This window comes from Belliella filtrata, from assembly GCF_022549775.1.
Classification (GTDB): Bacteria; Bacteroidota; Bacteroidia; order Cytophagales; family Cyclobacteriaceae; genus Belliella; species Belliella filtrata.
This window is the reverse complement of sequence record NZ_JAKZGP010000025.1, coordinates 1-13,285: the sequence shown is the minus strand read 5'-3', so window position 1 is coordinate 13,285 and position 13,285 is coordinate 1. Positions and strand designations below refer to the sequence as shown.

Genomic DNA, 13,285 nt, shown 5'->3' with positions numbered 1-13,285 from the left:
GAGAAATCATGAAAAAAATATCAAAATATATAAGTTTTATACTTCCATTATTTTTGGCATTAGCCTGTGTGGAAGAATATGCGCTTGACGCATTGCCTCCAACAGAGGCAGATGCTAACTTTACCTTTCAGCCTACAGAAGAGAACGATAATATTGTAAGATTCACAGCTGATGGTGACTTTTTTATGATGAATTGGGATCTTGGAAATGGTCAGACAGCTGAAGGAAAAGTAGCTACGGGTACTTACCCTTTAGCAGGTACTTATACCGTGACATTGACCATATTCAGTGCAGGAGGAAGTGTTTCTACTTCCAGAGAAGTAGTGATCGCTGAGACTGACCCGCTTTTATTGGATAGACCTATATACAATATGTTGACTGGTGGGGCTAGTGCTGTAGAGGGCAAGACTTGGAAGGTTGATGCTAGCCGATCTGCCCATTTTGGAGTTGGTCCAAATCCAGTGGGGGCAGCGGGTAATTTCCCTGAATGGTATCAAGCTGCTCCTTTTGAAAAAGAAGGTTCTGGGATGTATACTGATAGGTATACTTTTTTCTTAGATGGCTTTGGGTTTAGAATGGAAACAAATGGTTTTGTGTACTTGAATGCAAATCAAGGAGGTAGTTTTCCTGGTGCTTTTGACCCAGGAGTAGGGGACTTGTCTGCTCCATATACTGCTCCTGACAACCTTAGATGGTCTTTAGTAGAGACTGAAGGTGCTTTGCCTGAGTTGACAATTAGCAATGGTGGCTTTATTGGCTATTTTGCAGGTGGTAGAACTTATCAAATTGTCAGACTTGAAGAGAATGAATTATTTTTAAGATTTGTAGATCAAAGCAATACAGAACTAGCATGGTATGTAAGGTTAATTCCAGAAGACTTCGATCCTGGAGCTGAGCCAGAACCAGAGCCGGAACCAGAGCCACAAAACCCAGATGTAAGCTTTACCCTTGATGATTTGGTAGGAAATGGAAGGAAAGTTTGGACACTTAAACCTGCTGCTGGAGCTTTCGGTGTAGGTCCAAACCCAGGAAGTGATGAATGGTTCCCTACCGGAGTTGATGTCTCTGGAGAGAGAGCATGCTTATTCAATGATTTGTATATCTTTAATTCTAATGGAGAATATGAATATGATGCTCAGGGAGATGTTTATGGTGAGCCTTACTTGGGAATATCTAATGCGTGTCAACCAGAAAGTAGCTTAGCTGGAACTGCAGGAGCTGCTTGGGCATCTGGAACGCATGCGTTCAGCTTTACTCCTGGTACACCTACTGAACTACCTAAAATCACTGTGACTGGTACTGGAGCATTCATTGTCCTTCCAAAAGCATACAATGGAGGTGAATACGAAGCAGGCCCTCCAAGAGAAAATGAATCCGTAACTTACGATGTTATTGGATATGACGAGACAACTGAAGAATTGACAATAACCATAAGAGTTGCTAGTACTTCCATATATTGGACATTTGTGCTGATACCAGTGAATGATTGATAAATATGTTGATTATGAATAAGTTAATTTGTGCTGTCTTTGCAATTCTTACCATTTCAATGGCTAATTCTTGCAATCAAGACAATGGAACAGAACAAGTACTATTGCCAACTAATTTGAATATCTCAGTGGAGCAAATAGGTAATGGTCAAGTTCGGGTAAATTTCTCGGCAGATAGGACGAATTTCTTCAGGGTGAGCTTTGGAGTTGGTAATGCTGAGCCTGAGCTGGTCTCTGGGAGTTCAGCTACTTACCGGTATACGGCTGTAGGAGAGTATGTAGTTACAGTGCAGGCGCATGCCACTGAGTCAGCATTTATCAAACAAGAAGAGACTGTAGTGATTACCAATCAAATTCTTGGGATAGGTTTGCCTTCTGGTGGATTTGAATCTCCTATGAGTTATGATGGCTATGCATTAGTTTGGAATGATGAGTTTGAAGGTAGTAGCTTGTCTTCAGATTGGGTATTCGAAACAGGTGATGGTTGTCCGAACCTTTGCGGCTGGGGAAACAATGAACTGCAATTTTACCGAAGAGAAAACACTGAGGTAAAAGATGGTTTTTTGGTCATCACAGCAAAGCAAGAGTCAGTAGGCGGTAAAAACTACACGTCCTCAAGAATAAAAACTCAAGGTCGTCAGAATTTTGAATTTGGGAGAATAGATATCCGTGCAGCTATGCCACAAGGTCAAGGTATTTGGCCAGCCCTATGGATGCTTGGTGAAAGTATCACAGATATTAGCTGGCCAGCGTGCGGAGAAATAGACATCATGGAAATGGTCGGAGGTAATGCCAGTGGTCGTGATGATACAGTACACGGCACCTTGCATTGGGATAATAATGGTACATATAACTATCGAGGAGGAAAGAAAACACTGCCTGCTGGGGCCAAATTGGCAGATAATTTCCATGTATATAGCATCATTTGGGATGAGTCTAAAATTACTTGGCTTCTTGACGATGTGGTATATCATGAAGATAATATCAGCCCAGCTTCTATGGATGAATTCAGGGCACCATTCTTCTTTATTATTAACCTTGCAATTGGCGGAAATTGGCCAGGAAGCCCCGATTCCTCCACAATTTTCCCTCAACAACTTGCGGTAGATTATGTAAGGGTATTTCAAAAGGATTGAAACCTGTTATTTTATTGAGAATTAATTAGGATTAAAACAGGCTGTCAATACTATTGGCAGCCTGTTTGCTTTGATATATTTAGAATAAAACTTTAGATGCTTACCTATTGTTTATAGGTGAATTCTTCAATTTTAGACGACTAATTTTGGAAAATTTTAAAAGTATATCTTTAGCTTTACGAGGAGAGAAAAAAATAATTTTTGAATGAAATTTCTAACTACACAAGTTACTCTTTTTCTTAAAAACAGGCCAGATAGAAGAAATCTAAAAACACTTTTCAGGTTTCTATTGGTATTGTTTGCGATGATCACGGTGTTTTCAGTACTGTTTCATTTACTGATGGTAAGAGAAGGACAGCATTTTAGTTTATTAACTGGTTTTTATTGGACATTGACTGTAATGTCTACTTTGGGATTTGGAGATATTACCTTTCATTCTGATGCCGGCAGGTTGTTTTCCATCGTTGTTCTTCTGTCTGGAATGGTGTTTTTATTAGTACTATTTCCATTTACATTTATCAATTTTTTTTATTCCCCATGGATGAAAGCTCAAGAACAGGCCAAAGTACCGAGTGAGCTTCCAGAATACACTTCAGGACATGTTATTTTGACCAAATACGGGATAGTCACAGAGGCACTTATAAAGAAACTTAGAAGATTCAACTATGATTATGTAGTCCTAGTGCCAGATATAGCTGAGGGATTGAGGTTAAAAGATCTTGGAGTCAAAGTGATGCTAGGAAGTTTGGATGACCCTAATACTTATCATGCTGCTCGTGTTGGAAAGGCTGCATTGGTTGCGACAACTGAATCTGACGTTCTGAATACCAATGTGGCATTCACCGTTAGAGAGATTTCAAAGGAAGTTCCTATCATCACAACTTGTAGTTTTGCACATTCTGATGATATTCTTAAACTAGCAGGAAGTAACCATGTACTCCACTTGGGAGAGATTATGGGCTTATTCCTTTCGCGAAGAGCAAATGGAGGTGATGCCTGTGCTCATATTGTGGGTAGGTTTGATGATCTGCTGATTGCAGAGGCTATGGTCACTGGATCAGAGTTGGTAGGAAAAAAACTAAAAGATACACAGTTAAGACAGGAGGTAGGAGTGAGTGTAGTTGGCGCCTGGGATCGTGGGAAATTCCTATCGGCTCACCCTGATACATTGATTTCTAAAAGTACTGTTCTTGTATTGGCCGGCTCTCAAGCTCAAATCAAGTTGTATAATAAGATTTATGGGGTGAAATCAGAAATCAGTGCCCCAGTGATTATCATAGGTGGAGGTAGGGTTGGAAGGGCGACTGGCAAAGCTTTGGAAAGGCGGAATATCGATTATAGAATCATAGAAAGAGATCCAGATAGGATATTTCACAGAGAGACTACGATTTTGGGAGATGCTGCTGAGATTGAAATTCTAAAAATTGCAGGTATAGACAATTCACCATGTGTGATTATTACCTCCCATGATGATGATATCAATGTATACCTTACAATCTATTGCAGAATGTTGAGACCTGATATTCAAATCATCACCAGATCAACTTTGGAACGAAACTTGGGGACTATGCACCGAGCAGGAGCTGATTTTGTGATGTCCTATGCGTCCATGGGAGCTACAACTATTCTAAATCTTCTCCAACGTTCAGATATACTGATGGTTGCAGAAGGTCTTGATTTGATCAAGGTGAAAGTGCCTGAAAAGCTTGTTGGCAAATCAATCATAGATTCTTCAATTAGAAAAGAGACTGGATGCACTATTATCGCCATCAAACATGATGAAGAGACAATGATCAATCCAGACCCAAAGATGATACTAGAAGAACATCACAAGATCATCCTGATCGGAACAGTAGAGGCAGAAAACAAATTCTTTGAACTTTATGGAAAATCAATAGATTGATTATCAGTGAGTATGATCAAATATTCAACTCTCTGTCCTACTGTTTTGGAATTATATTCTAACTTTGATCTTTTAATTTGCTGTATAGATGCCAAAAATAATTCGAATAACAACTGTCCCACTATCACTTAAACTTTTGCTGAAAGGACAGATGAAGTATCTCAAATCAGCAGGCTGGGATGTGATCATGGTCAGTGCTGATGGAAAAGAAATCAACGAGATAGTCAGAAAAGAAGGTTGTGAACATGAAATCATTCCTTTTACTAGAAAAATCACACCCTTTTGGGATATCTATTGTATTTGGCTTTTGTGGAGACTTTTCTTAAGAGAAAAGCCGGATATAATCCATACCCATACACCAAAAGCGGGGCTTTTGGGTATGATCGCAGGGAAATTGGCAGGTGTAAAAGTAAGGATCCATACAGTTGCTGGATTACCACACATGACTGCTGAACCCAATAAGAAATCTTTACTTATCAAGACAGAAAAGTGGACATATAAATTCGCTACTGAAATATGGCCTAATTCACCATCGATTAGGGAAGTGATTTTGAAAGAAGGATTTACCACTTCGGATAAAGTCCAGTTAATTGGTATGGGATCTAGCAATGGGGTTGATTTGACTGCTTTTAATAGGTCATCACTCAAGGAGAATCACCTTGTTGCGGCGACTATGCGCGTGATGCCTGGAGAAAATGAATTTATAATCTTGGCTGTGGGTCGCTTAGTCAAAGACAAAGGTATAGATGATTTGGTAAAGGCTTTTTTGTCTTCCAAAATTATAAATAAATCCAAATTGGTACTATTGGGCAACTTTGAACAAGACCTGGATCCTATCGAGGAGTCGACTATAAGACATATTCAAGATCACCCTAAGATTGTTCACATAGAATGGACAGATCATGTGTCACATTATATGGCGATTTCTGACGTGCTGGTACATGCTTCACATCGTGAAGGATTCCCAAATGTATTACTTGAGGCAGGAGCCATGCAGCTTCCGATCATTTGCTCGAACATCACAGGCAACAAAGATATCGTTACAAGCAGACGAACTGGTTTGATTTTCCCTCCAAAAAAAGTAGAGGTGTTGCAAGAAGCCTTAGAGTTTGCTTTTGTAAAAAGGGAATATATGCAGCAATTGGCAGAAAATCTTTTCTTGGAAGTGCAAGAAAACTACAACAGACAGCACATCCATAGCCAATTACTTAAACAATATGAAAGATTAATTCAAAATGATCAGGATTTGGTAAAAAATTGAGTCGAATATCATAATTTTAAAAAATGAAATATTTTGTAACAGGAACTGCTGGTTTTATAGGCTTTCACCTTACCAACGCTTTGATTCAAAAAGGACATGAAGTCCTTGGTGTTGACAATATCAATGATTACTACGATGTTAACCTGAAATACAGTAGGTTGGAAGAGGCAGGAATTAAGAGGAGTGATATAAAGCATGGCGTCTTGGTCTCATCTGAAAAACTCAAAGGCTATTCTTTCATGCAAATGGATATTGCTGACAAGGATTTATTGATGAACTTGTTTGAAAAGGAAGGAATTGATGTTGTAGTCAATCTAGCTGCGCAAGCAGGAGTCAGATACTCTTTAGAAAATCCTGATGCATACTTGCTTGCAAATATTCAGGGTTTTATGAACATCTTAGAAGCTTGTAGGGCATTCCCAGTGAAACACTTAGTCTATGCCTCCTCAAGCTCAGTTTATGGGGCCAATACCAAAATGCCCTTTGCAACTACTCATAATGTAGATCACCCAGTGAGCTTGTATGCAGCAACCAAGAAATCAAATGAATTGATGGCACATACTTACAGCCATTTGTTCCAGATTCCTACTACAGGCTTAAGATTTTTTACTGTATACGGTCCATGGGGAAGACCAGATATGGCTTTGTTCTTATTCGCAGATGCCATGAAGAAGGGTGAGAAAATAAAGGTTTTCAACCATGGCCAAATGAAACGTGACTTCACCTATATTGATGATATTGTTGAAGGAATTATCAGGGTTTCTGAAAAACCTGCACAGAAAAACCCAGCTTGGTCAGGAGACGCCCCGGATCCAGGGAGTTCTTATGCACCCTATAAAGTTTACAATATAGGAAATAGCCAGCCAGTAGCCCTTATGGATTACATCAAAGCTTTGGAGGATGCTTTGGGAAAGACTGCCGAAAAAGAAATGATGCCTATGCAGATGGGAGATGTACCAGCAACTTTTGCTGATGTAACAGACCTTTCCGATGATACAGGCTACAAACCTAGCACATCTGTGCAGGATGGAGTTGCGAAATTTGTATCCTGGTATAATGAGTTCTATAAATAATTTATAAATATCCCCACACAAAAATGTCTAAGAAAAGCATTCTGATCACTGGAGGAGCAGGCTTCATAGGAAGTCATGTTGTGAAACTTTTTGTTCAAAAATATCCAGAATACCATATTGTTAACTTGGATTGCCTTACTTATGCAGGCAATTTGGAGAATCTAAGAGAAGTAGAGGATTCCAAGAACTATTCCTTTGAAAAAGTTGATTTGCTGGATACAGTAGCTTTGGCGACTGTTTTTGAGAAGCATACCGTCACAGATGTGATTCATTTGGCGGCAGAATCCCATGTAGACAGGTCTATCTCTGACCCTTTAGCATTTGTGCAGACCAATGTGATAGGTACTGTGAACCTCTTGAACATTAGCAAGCAATATTGGAAAGATTTGGAGGGTCATCTGTTTTACCATGTTTCTACAGATGAAGTATATGGATCATTGGGTGAAGATGGGTTTTTCACTGAACAAACTCCATATGATCCTCAATCTCCGTACTCGGCATCTAAGGCATCTTCAGACCATTTTGTAAGGGCATATGCCAATACTTATGGTATGCAAACGGTGATTTCTAATTGCTCCAATAACTATGGACCAAATCAGTTTCCAGAGAAATTGATCCCTTTGTGTATCCATAATATCAAGAATAATAAACCACTTCCAATTTACGGAAAAGGAGAAAACATCAGAGATTGGCTATTTGTAGTAGATCATGCAAAAGCCATCGATACTGTATTTCACACAGGGAAATCAGGGGAGACTTACAATATCGGAGGATTCAATGAGTGGAAAAACATAGATATCGTGAGACTTTTATGTGATCAAATGGACGAGAAGCTAGGTCAAGAAAAGGGCACTTCTCAAAGACTCATCACTTTTGTAAAAGATAGAGCAGGTCATGACATGCGCTATGCGATAGATGCTTCAAAAATTCAAAAGGAATTGGGCTGGGAACCTAGCTTGCAGTTTGAAGAAGGAATCAGTAAGACAATAGACTGGTACCTGTCCAATGAAGACTGGCTGGGAAATGTCACCTCAGGAAATTATCAAAAATACTACTCAGATCATTACCAAGACAGGTAAATATTAGTCTTCTATGGAGGAATTCCATTTGCAAGTTACAGCTTGAATCCTATTAGTCTTTTGAGACGATAAACTGATTCATACACATCCCTAGAGGCATTGATACCCTAACATAGGAGTCAATGCCTTATTTTTTTTGATGATTTTGATTTATTTGAAGTTATAAGATTCTTTAGGAAGAGAATTTGAACTTTTGTACAAGGTACCTTTTACCTTACATTATTAAAAACTTAGCGCCTTCGTGCCTTCGTGGCAAAATAGGAATCAAGTAAACTCATGCTATAAAATAAAATCTACAATCTACAATCTACAATACAATCGCTAAGACAATATAAATTTCCTCCTTTTGACCTTCAAAAAACCTACAATCTGATTATCTTTGCGAGCAAACGACCATTATGCAAAAGAGACTCGTACTGGATCAAAGGCAAATAGAAATCATTCTCAAGCGATTTTGCCATCAATTGATTGAAAATCATGATACTTTTGAAAATACCGTACTGTTAGGTCTACAACCTAGAGGACCTATCGTTTTGGATAAGATTGCGGCCAAGCTCAAAGAAATTACAGGATTAGATATTCCATTTGGATATTTGGATGCCACTTTTCACAGAGATGATTTTAGAAGGAGGGACTTTCCGCTCAAAGCCAATGAGACCAAGATTAATTTTTTGATAGAAGGAAAACGAGTAGTTCTGGTAGATGATGTCTTGTACAAAGGTCGGTCAGTCAGGGCAGCTATGGATGCAATGATTGCCTTTGGTAGGCCAGCCAAGGTAGAGCTGATGGTCTTGGTAGACCGAAAGTTCACCAGAGATTATCCCATTATGCCAGATTATTGCGGATTGAAAGTCAATACCTTGGAGAGCCAATACGTCATCGTAGAGTGGGCTGCCAACGGTTTTGAGAATGATGGTATTTGGATCACAGAAAAAGAGAAAAATTAACATGTCACAACTCAGCACAAGACACTTACTGGGAATAAAAGATATCAATGAAGAAGATATCCGATTGATCTTCGAGACTGCAGATAATTTCAAAGAAGTCATCAATCGCCCCATCAAAAAAGTGCCTTCACTAAGAGATATTACAATTGCCAACATATTTTTCGAGAATTCTACAAGGACAAAACTCTCGTTTGAACTCGCAGAGAAGCGCCTTTCGGCTGATATTGTCAATTTTTCTTCCAGCAATAGTTCAGTCAAAAAAGGAGAAACCCTAATCGATACGGTCAATAACATCCTCTCTATGAAAGTAGATATGGTAGTCATGAGACACAGTAGTCCAGGAGCGCCCCATTTTCTTTCAAAAAACATCAAAGCAAATATTGTAAATGCAGGCGATGGGACGCACGAGCATCCTACGCAAGCACTTTTGGATTCATTTTCTATCAGGGAAAAGCTGGGGGATGTTACAGGTAAGAAAGTTGCAATCATTGGTGATATTTTGCACTCCAGGGTGGCGCTTTCCAATATCTTCTGCCTTCAAAAGTTAGGTGCAGAAGTCATGGTCTGTGGACCGATCACTTTGATTCCTAAACATATCGCTAGCCTAGGTGTAAAAGTAGAATACGATGTGCGCAAAGCCTTGGCTTGGTGTGATGTAGCAAATGTACTGAGGATTCAGCTGGAAAGACAGCAGATCAAATACTTTCCTTCACTCAGGGAATACTCGCTGTACTATGGTATCAATAAAAAAATGCTAGATAGCCTGGATAAAGAGATCGTTATCATGCATCCAGGACCGATCAATAGAGGTGTAGAATTGAATTCCGATGTAGCAGACAGCAAGCAATCTATCATCCTCAATCAGGTAGAGAATGGAGTCGCTGTCAGGATGGCGGTGTTGTATTTGCTGGCAGGAGGGAAGTAGGTGTGGGGAGAGTTTTATTATTGATTGTGCATATCCAGCTTAAAAAAGACTGGGTTTATTGATTTTAGCGTTTTATATGTAGATATCTTTTTACTTCAAAGAGCTTAGGAACTCTTTTGGAGTTAGAACTGAGATTTTAGACTTTTTGAAATCTTTTTTGTTTCTTGTGATGATGATTTTCAATTCATGTTCTAGCGCAGTATGATATTGAATAGCATCTTCAAAATCTTTAAAGTCTGAAGCCAGAGCTAACTCAATGATTTTATTGTCTAAAGGTAAAATTGTCACAATAATCTTGAATTTTGAAAGGATTTTTCGAGATTCTGTTGTATTGTAATGTTTGGATAATAAATAGTTTGCTGTAGCTATACTCAAAGTAGAAATGAATATTCTAGCTTTTCTAAGGTCAGCCATAGTGAATATCTCTTGAGCATCTTTATAAAACCCTTCCCTTTTCTGAAGTAGGTCAAGGATGACATTTGTATCAACAAAAATTTTTTCCATCAAGAGTATTTTTTATTCAAGTGTTCATAATATTCTTTTTTGATGTCTGTTTCGTCGGATTTTGGGATTACTCCTGTAAGACTTTCTACCAATGGACTCACCTTGGGTGATTTTTCTTCTTTTGAGGTTAAAGATTCCAAATAATTTTCAATCAATCCAGAAAGACTGAGATTCTGATTTTTGGCATAGTCTTTAGCCTTTTCAATGACTGATTTGTCTATGGTCAATGTTAGTTTGGTACTCATAAGAAATACGTGTAGTTTCGATAGTAAATATACGTATAATTTGAGATTAAAGATATTGTCTTGTAGGATGTCAACGCTGAATTTTGACTATTGATCAGAATAATAGTAAAGATAATCAAGTTATAAATTTAAAAATATGTCAATATCAGTCATTCTACCATGTAACAAATCATTGAAGAACGCAATGTTACATATTATTGAATATAGGTCTTTTCTCTTAAAACCAGATTCTGGTACGCTAGGGGAGTGTATATGCTACTTTGGCTTTAAGTCCTTATAAGCCAGATTTATAGTGATGGGAAGTATGACGTAGCATGTAGAGACTCACTTTTTATTCATGATATTTTCCAAACCCCATTTTTCCATCTCATGGAGTACAGGAGATAAGCTTTTTCCCATTGCTGTTAGTGAGTATTCGACCCTCGGTGGTATTTCGTTGAATTGCACACGCAAAATCAAATTGTCTTGTTCTAATTCCCTTAATTGCTCAGTCAAGACTTTTCTGGATATAGAGGGTATCCGAGCGGCGATTTCTCCAAATCTCCTAGTCTCTGATCTGAGACAGTACAATATGATTGGCTTCCATTTACCACCTATCAACTGAAGTATTCCAGTTACTGGACATTTAACTTCTTCGCTTATTTTGCCTTTAGTTACCATTTAGTTACCACTTTTTTACCTGTTACCTACAGGTAACTTGTTACATTTTAATACTAATATTAGTTACTTTGTGTAACAAATTTAATTAGTAATATTTAATAAGACAAATATGATTTTAGTAACAGGAGCAAATGGACACTTTGGCAATGCCACAATCAATTTTCTATTAGAAAAAGGAGTTCAAGGCAATCAAGTCTCAGCCTTGGTAAGAAAAGAGGAATCAGCAGTTGAATTCAGAAATAGAGGTGTGAATGCAGTTATTGGAGATTACGATAATTACGATTCACTTCTGAATGCATTCAAAGGAGTTGATAAGCTTTTATTCGTATCGGGGAGCGATCTGCTCAATCGACTTTCCCAGCACCAGAATGTGATCAATGCAGCAAAAGAAGCTGGAGTAAAGCATATCGTATATACGAGTATCAGTGCTAAAAATGAGACTGAAACTTCGCCATTATGGCTTGTGGTAAAATCTCATCTTCAAACAGAAAAGTGGTTGAAAGAAAGTGGGATTGATTTCACCATACTTAAAAATAACCTTTACATGGATCTAATCCCAGCTTTTGTAGGTGAAAAAGTGTTAGAAACAGCGCTGATTTATTTACCCACTGAGGATGGTAAAGTAGGAGCAGTATTACGTTCAGAATTGGCAGAGGCTACCGCTAAGGTCCTCATTGGCGTTGATCACGAAGGGAAAGTATATGATTTTTCAAACACAGAAGCTTTTTCTTATCAAGAAGTGGCAAAAGTGATTTCGGACATTACTGGAAAGTCAATAAGTTATGTATCACCTAGTGCTGAGGAGTATGCTCAGACATTGAGCAAATATGGTGTACCACAAGACTTCATTGGGCTGTTTTCAAGCTTTGCTGTAGCACAAGCAAAAGGCGAGCTTGATACTACAAATGATAATCTGGAAAAAATCCTTAATAGAAAACCTACAAGTATAAAAGAGTTTTTAAGGCAAGTTTACACGCAAGCTTCCCCTATTTAAGCAATAAAAAACTGATCTTATTTGGTTTTTTCTACCCTTAATTCAATATCGTTTGGTTTAGACCTGCTAGGTTTTCCATCAGATAGCGCATGTGCAAATAATTGTTTTTTCCCAATACGCAGAACAAACCTAGCAGGTCTTTTCAGTTTAACTAAACGACATTGACCCTTAATTGGAAAATTGTACTTAAAAAAATGAGTAAATATTATAATTGATATAAAAGTCTGCTTTTCATTTTTTAGCAAAATAGTATTCCGTTCCAGGGGAGGGTAACTAATTTTTTAGAATTATATTTTAAATTTGAAACTAAGAAAAGTGTAATTTGACTTAGTTTTTAGCTTTCGATTTTAACTAGGGTTTTGATATTTATTTTTTGTGTTTTATTATTGGAAGTTCCTTTTTTTAGGATTTAGTTTTTAGATCAGAGGTGTATTGGGATTTTAATTGGTTATTTATGAAAGTATTTGGATTATTGGTTTTTTATGCAATTTGTCTTTTTGTAGTAGGTTTCTTCATGTTAGATACAGAAGCAATGCTAGTGAGTGAGCTAGCGCATCAAGTAGAAATTGAGATTCCTGAGAATGTGCTGTTGGATATGTTGGAAGAAATGAGATACTGGAGTAAGTTTTCAGCCTTACTTACTATGGTGCTTTTGACAATTAAGTGCTTTCTGATGGCATTGGTGCTTTATGCGGGACTTTTCTTTGCCAATAGGCATCAAGGTGTTAAGTTGGGGAGTTTGTTCAAAGTAGCAGTGTATGCAGAAAGTATTATTGTAATAGCAGGAATGGTAAAAGTAGTTATAGGAGCATTTTCTGATTATACTTATACGGAGTTCTCGCTTTTTTATCCTTTGTCGGTTTTGAGTTTTCTAGACCCAGAGGCAATTCAGCCACTTTGGTATTATCCCTTACAGTTGTTAAATGTATTTGAAGTTATTTCCTAAAATCCGCAGGATTCTAATTTGGTTTTGATTTGGATAAATACAGTGCCATAAAGAATCATTTTTTTGTCAATCTAGGATTTTTTATGGTTGAGTGATACTTTTAATTTGGTTTAGGGTAAGGA

The 13,285-nt window shown here is 37.9% G+C and carries 13 protein-coding genes; 10 read left to right on the top strand and 3 right to left on the bottom strand.

All coding sequences use genetic code 11. From position 1 onward, the window contains the following. The first annotated feature begins 8 nt into the window (after nt 1–8). The 8 genes from MM239_RS10785 (at nt 9) to MM239_RS10750 (ending at nt 9,814) form a co-directional block, all read left to right on the top strand. The gene (locus tag MM239_RS10785) at nt 9–1,490 is read left to right on the top strand and encodes a PKD domain-containing protein (RefSeq protein WP_241348249.1); all 1,482 of its coding nucleotides are present in this window, start codon (nt 9–11) and stop codon (nt 1,488–1,490) included. 14 nt (nt 1,491–1,504) lie between these two features. Further along, a complete protein-coding gene (locus MM239_RS10780) occupies nt 1,505–2,626 on the top strand; it encodes a glycoside hydrolase family 16 protein (protein ID WP_241348248.1) in 1,122 nt (373 codons plus the stop codon). Between the two features lie 205 nt (nt 2,627–2,831). Further along, on the top strand, nt 2,832–4,529 hold the full coding sequence (locus tag MM239_RS10775; protein ID WP_241348247.1) for a potassium channel family protein: 1,698 nt from the start codon (nt 2,832–2,834) through the stop codon (nt 4,527–4,529). Nucleotides 4,530–4,617: 88 nt separating this feature from the next. After that, nucleotides 4,618–5,790 carry a glycosyltransferase family 4 protein gene (locus tag MM239_RS10770; RefSeq protein WP_241348246.1) on the top strand — a complete coding sequence of 391 codons (1,173 nt, stop codon included), beginning with the start codon at nt 4,618–4,620 and terminating at the stop codon, nt 5,788–5,790. A gap of 23 nt (nt 5,791–5,813) precedes the next feature. Beyond that, complete coding sequence (locus MM239_RS10765) at nt 5,814–6,863, top strand: NAD-dependent epimerase (protein WP_241348245.1); 1,050 nt, start codon at nt 5,814–5,816, stop codon at nt 6,861–6,863. A 23-nt stretch (nt 6,864–6,886) separates the two neighbouring features. Further along, on the top strand, nt 6,887–7,942 hold the full coding sequence (rfbB, locus tag MM239_RS10760) for a dTDP-glucose 4,6-dehydratase (protein ID WP_241348244.1): 1,056 nt from the start codon (nt 6,887–6,889) through the stop codon (nt 7,940–7,942). 398 nt (nt 7,943–8,340) lie between these two features. Then, nucleotides 8,341–8,889 carry a bifunctional pyr operon transcriptional regulator/uracil phosphoribosyltransferase PyrR gene (pyrR, locus tag MM239_RS10755; RefSeq protein ID WP_241292118.1) on the top strand — a complete coding sequence of 183 codons (549 nt, stop codon included), beginning with the start codon at nt 8,341–8,343 and terminating at the stop codon, nt 8,887–8,889. 1 nt (nt 8,890) lies between these two features. Beyond that, entirely contained in the window at nt 8,891–9,814 is a 924-nt protein-coding gene (locus MM239_RS10750; protein ID WP_241348243.1) for an aspartate carbamoyltransferase catalytic subunit, read from the top strand. Nucleotides 9,815–9,904: 90 nt separating this feature from the next. Here MM239_RS10750 and MM239_RS10745 read toward each other — a convergent pair whose 3' ends face one another. The 3 genes from MM239_RS10745 to MM239_RS10735 form a co-directional block, all read right to left on the bottom strand. Further along, nucleotides 9,905–10,318: a type II toxin-antitoxin system VapC family toxin gene (locus MM239_RS10745; protein WP_241348242.1), complete on the bottom strand. Its 414-nt coding sequence runs from the start codon at nt 10,316–10,318 to the stop codon at nt 9,905–9,907. Continuing rightward, nucleotides 10,318–10,563, bottom strand: a complete 246-nt coding sequence (locus MM239_RS10740; RefSeq protein WP_241348241.1) for a DUF6364 family protein — start codon at nt 10,561–10,563, stop codon at nt 10,318–10,320. Before MM239_RS10740 ends, MM239_RS10745 begins: the two co-directional genes overlap by 1 nt. A gap of 324 nt (nt 10,564–10,887) precedes the next feature. Next, nucleotides 10,888–11,223 (bottom strand): winged helix-turn-helix transcriptional regulator, encoded by a 336-nt coding sequence (locus tag MM239_RS10735; protein WP_241348240.1) that lies wholly within the window; start codon nt 11,221–11,223, stop codon nt 10,888–10,890. Nucleotides 11,224–11,332: 109 nt separating this feature from the next. Between MM239_RS10735 and MM239_RS10730 the strand changes: the two genes are divergently transcribed. Beyond that, the gene (locus MM239_RS10730) at nt 11,333–12,217 is read left to right on the top strand and encodes an SDR family oxidoreductase (protein ID WP_241348239.1); all 885 of its coding nucleotides are present in this window, start codon (nt 11,333–11,335) and stop codon (nt 12,215–12,217) included. Between the two features lie 454 nt (nt 12,218–12,671). Beyond that, on the top strand, nt 12,672–13,163 hold the full coding sequence (locus MM239_RS10725; RefSeq protein WP_241348238.1) for a hypothetical protein: 492 nt from the start codon (nt 12,672–12,674) through the stop codon (nt 13,161–13,163). Nucleotides 13,164–13,285: the final 122 nt, after the last annotated feature.

What these genes read in the sequence shown, in the direction of transcription:
- MM239_RS10785 (WP_241348249.1), top strand. Translation starts at nt 9, where the DNA reads ATGAAAAAAATATCAAAATATATAAGTTTTATACTTCCATTATTTTTG.
- MM239_RS10780 (WP_241348248.1), top strand. Translation starts at nt 1,505, where the DNA reads ATGAATAAGTTAATTTGTGCTGTCTTTGCAATTCTTACCATTTCAATG.
- MM239_RS10775 (WP_241348247.1), top strand. Translation starts at nt 2,832, where the DNA reads ATGAAATTTCTAACTACACAAGTTACTCTTTTTCTTAAAAACAGGCCA.
- MM239_RS10770 (WP_241348246.1), top strand. Translation starts at nt 4,618, where the DNA reads ATGCCAAAAATAATTCGAATAACAACTGTCCCACTATCACTTAAACTT.
- MM239_RS10765 (WP_241348245.1), top strand. Translation starts at nt 5,814, where the DNA reads ATGAAATATTTTGTAACAGGAACTGCTGGTTTTATAGGCTTTCACCTT.
- rfbB (WP_241348244.1), top strand. Translation starts at nt 6,887, where the DNA reads ATGTCTAAGAAAAGCATTCTGATCACTGGAGGAGCAGGCTTCATAGGA.
- pyrR (WP_241292118.1), top strand. Translation starts at nt 8,341, where the DNA reads ATGCAAAAGAGACTCGTACTGGATCAAAGGCAAATAGAAATCATTCTC.
- MM239_RS10750 (WP_241348243.1), top strand. Translation starts at nt 8,891, where the DNA reads ATGTCACAACTCAGCACAAGACACTTACTGGGAATAAAAGATATCAAT.
- MM239_RS10745 (WP_241348242.1), bottom strand. Translation starts at nt 10,318, where the DNA reads ATGGAAAAAATTTTTGTTGATACAAATGTCATCCTTGACCTACTTCAG.
- MM239_RS10740 (WP_241348241.1), bottom strand. Translation starts at nt 10,563, where the DNA reads ATGAGTACCAAACTAACATTGACCATAGACAAATCAGTCATTGAAAAG.
- MM239_RS10735 (WP_241348240.1), bottom strand. Translation starts at nt 11,223, where the DNA reads ATGGTAACTAAAGGCAAAATAAGCGAAGAAGTTAAATGTCCAGTAACT.
- MM239_RS10730 (WP_241348239.1), top strand. Translation starts at nt 11,333, where the DNA reads ATGATTTTAGTAACAGGAGCAAATGGACACTTTGGCAATGCCACAATC.
- MM239_RS10725 (WP_241348238.1), top strand. Translation starts at nt 12,672, where the DNA reads ATGAAAGTATTTGGATTATTGGTTTTTTATGCAATTTGTCTTTTTGTA.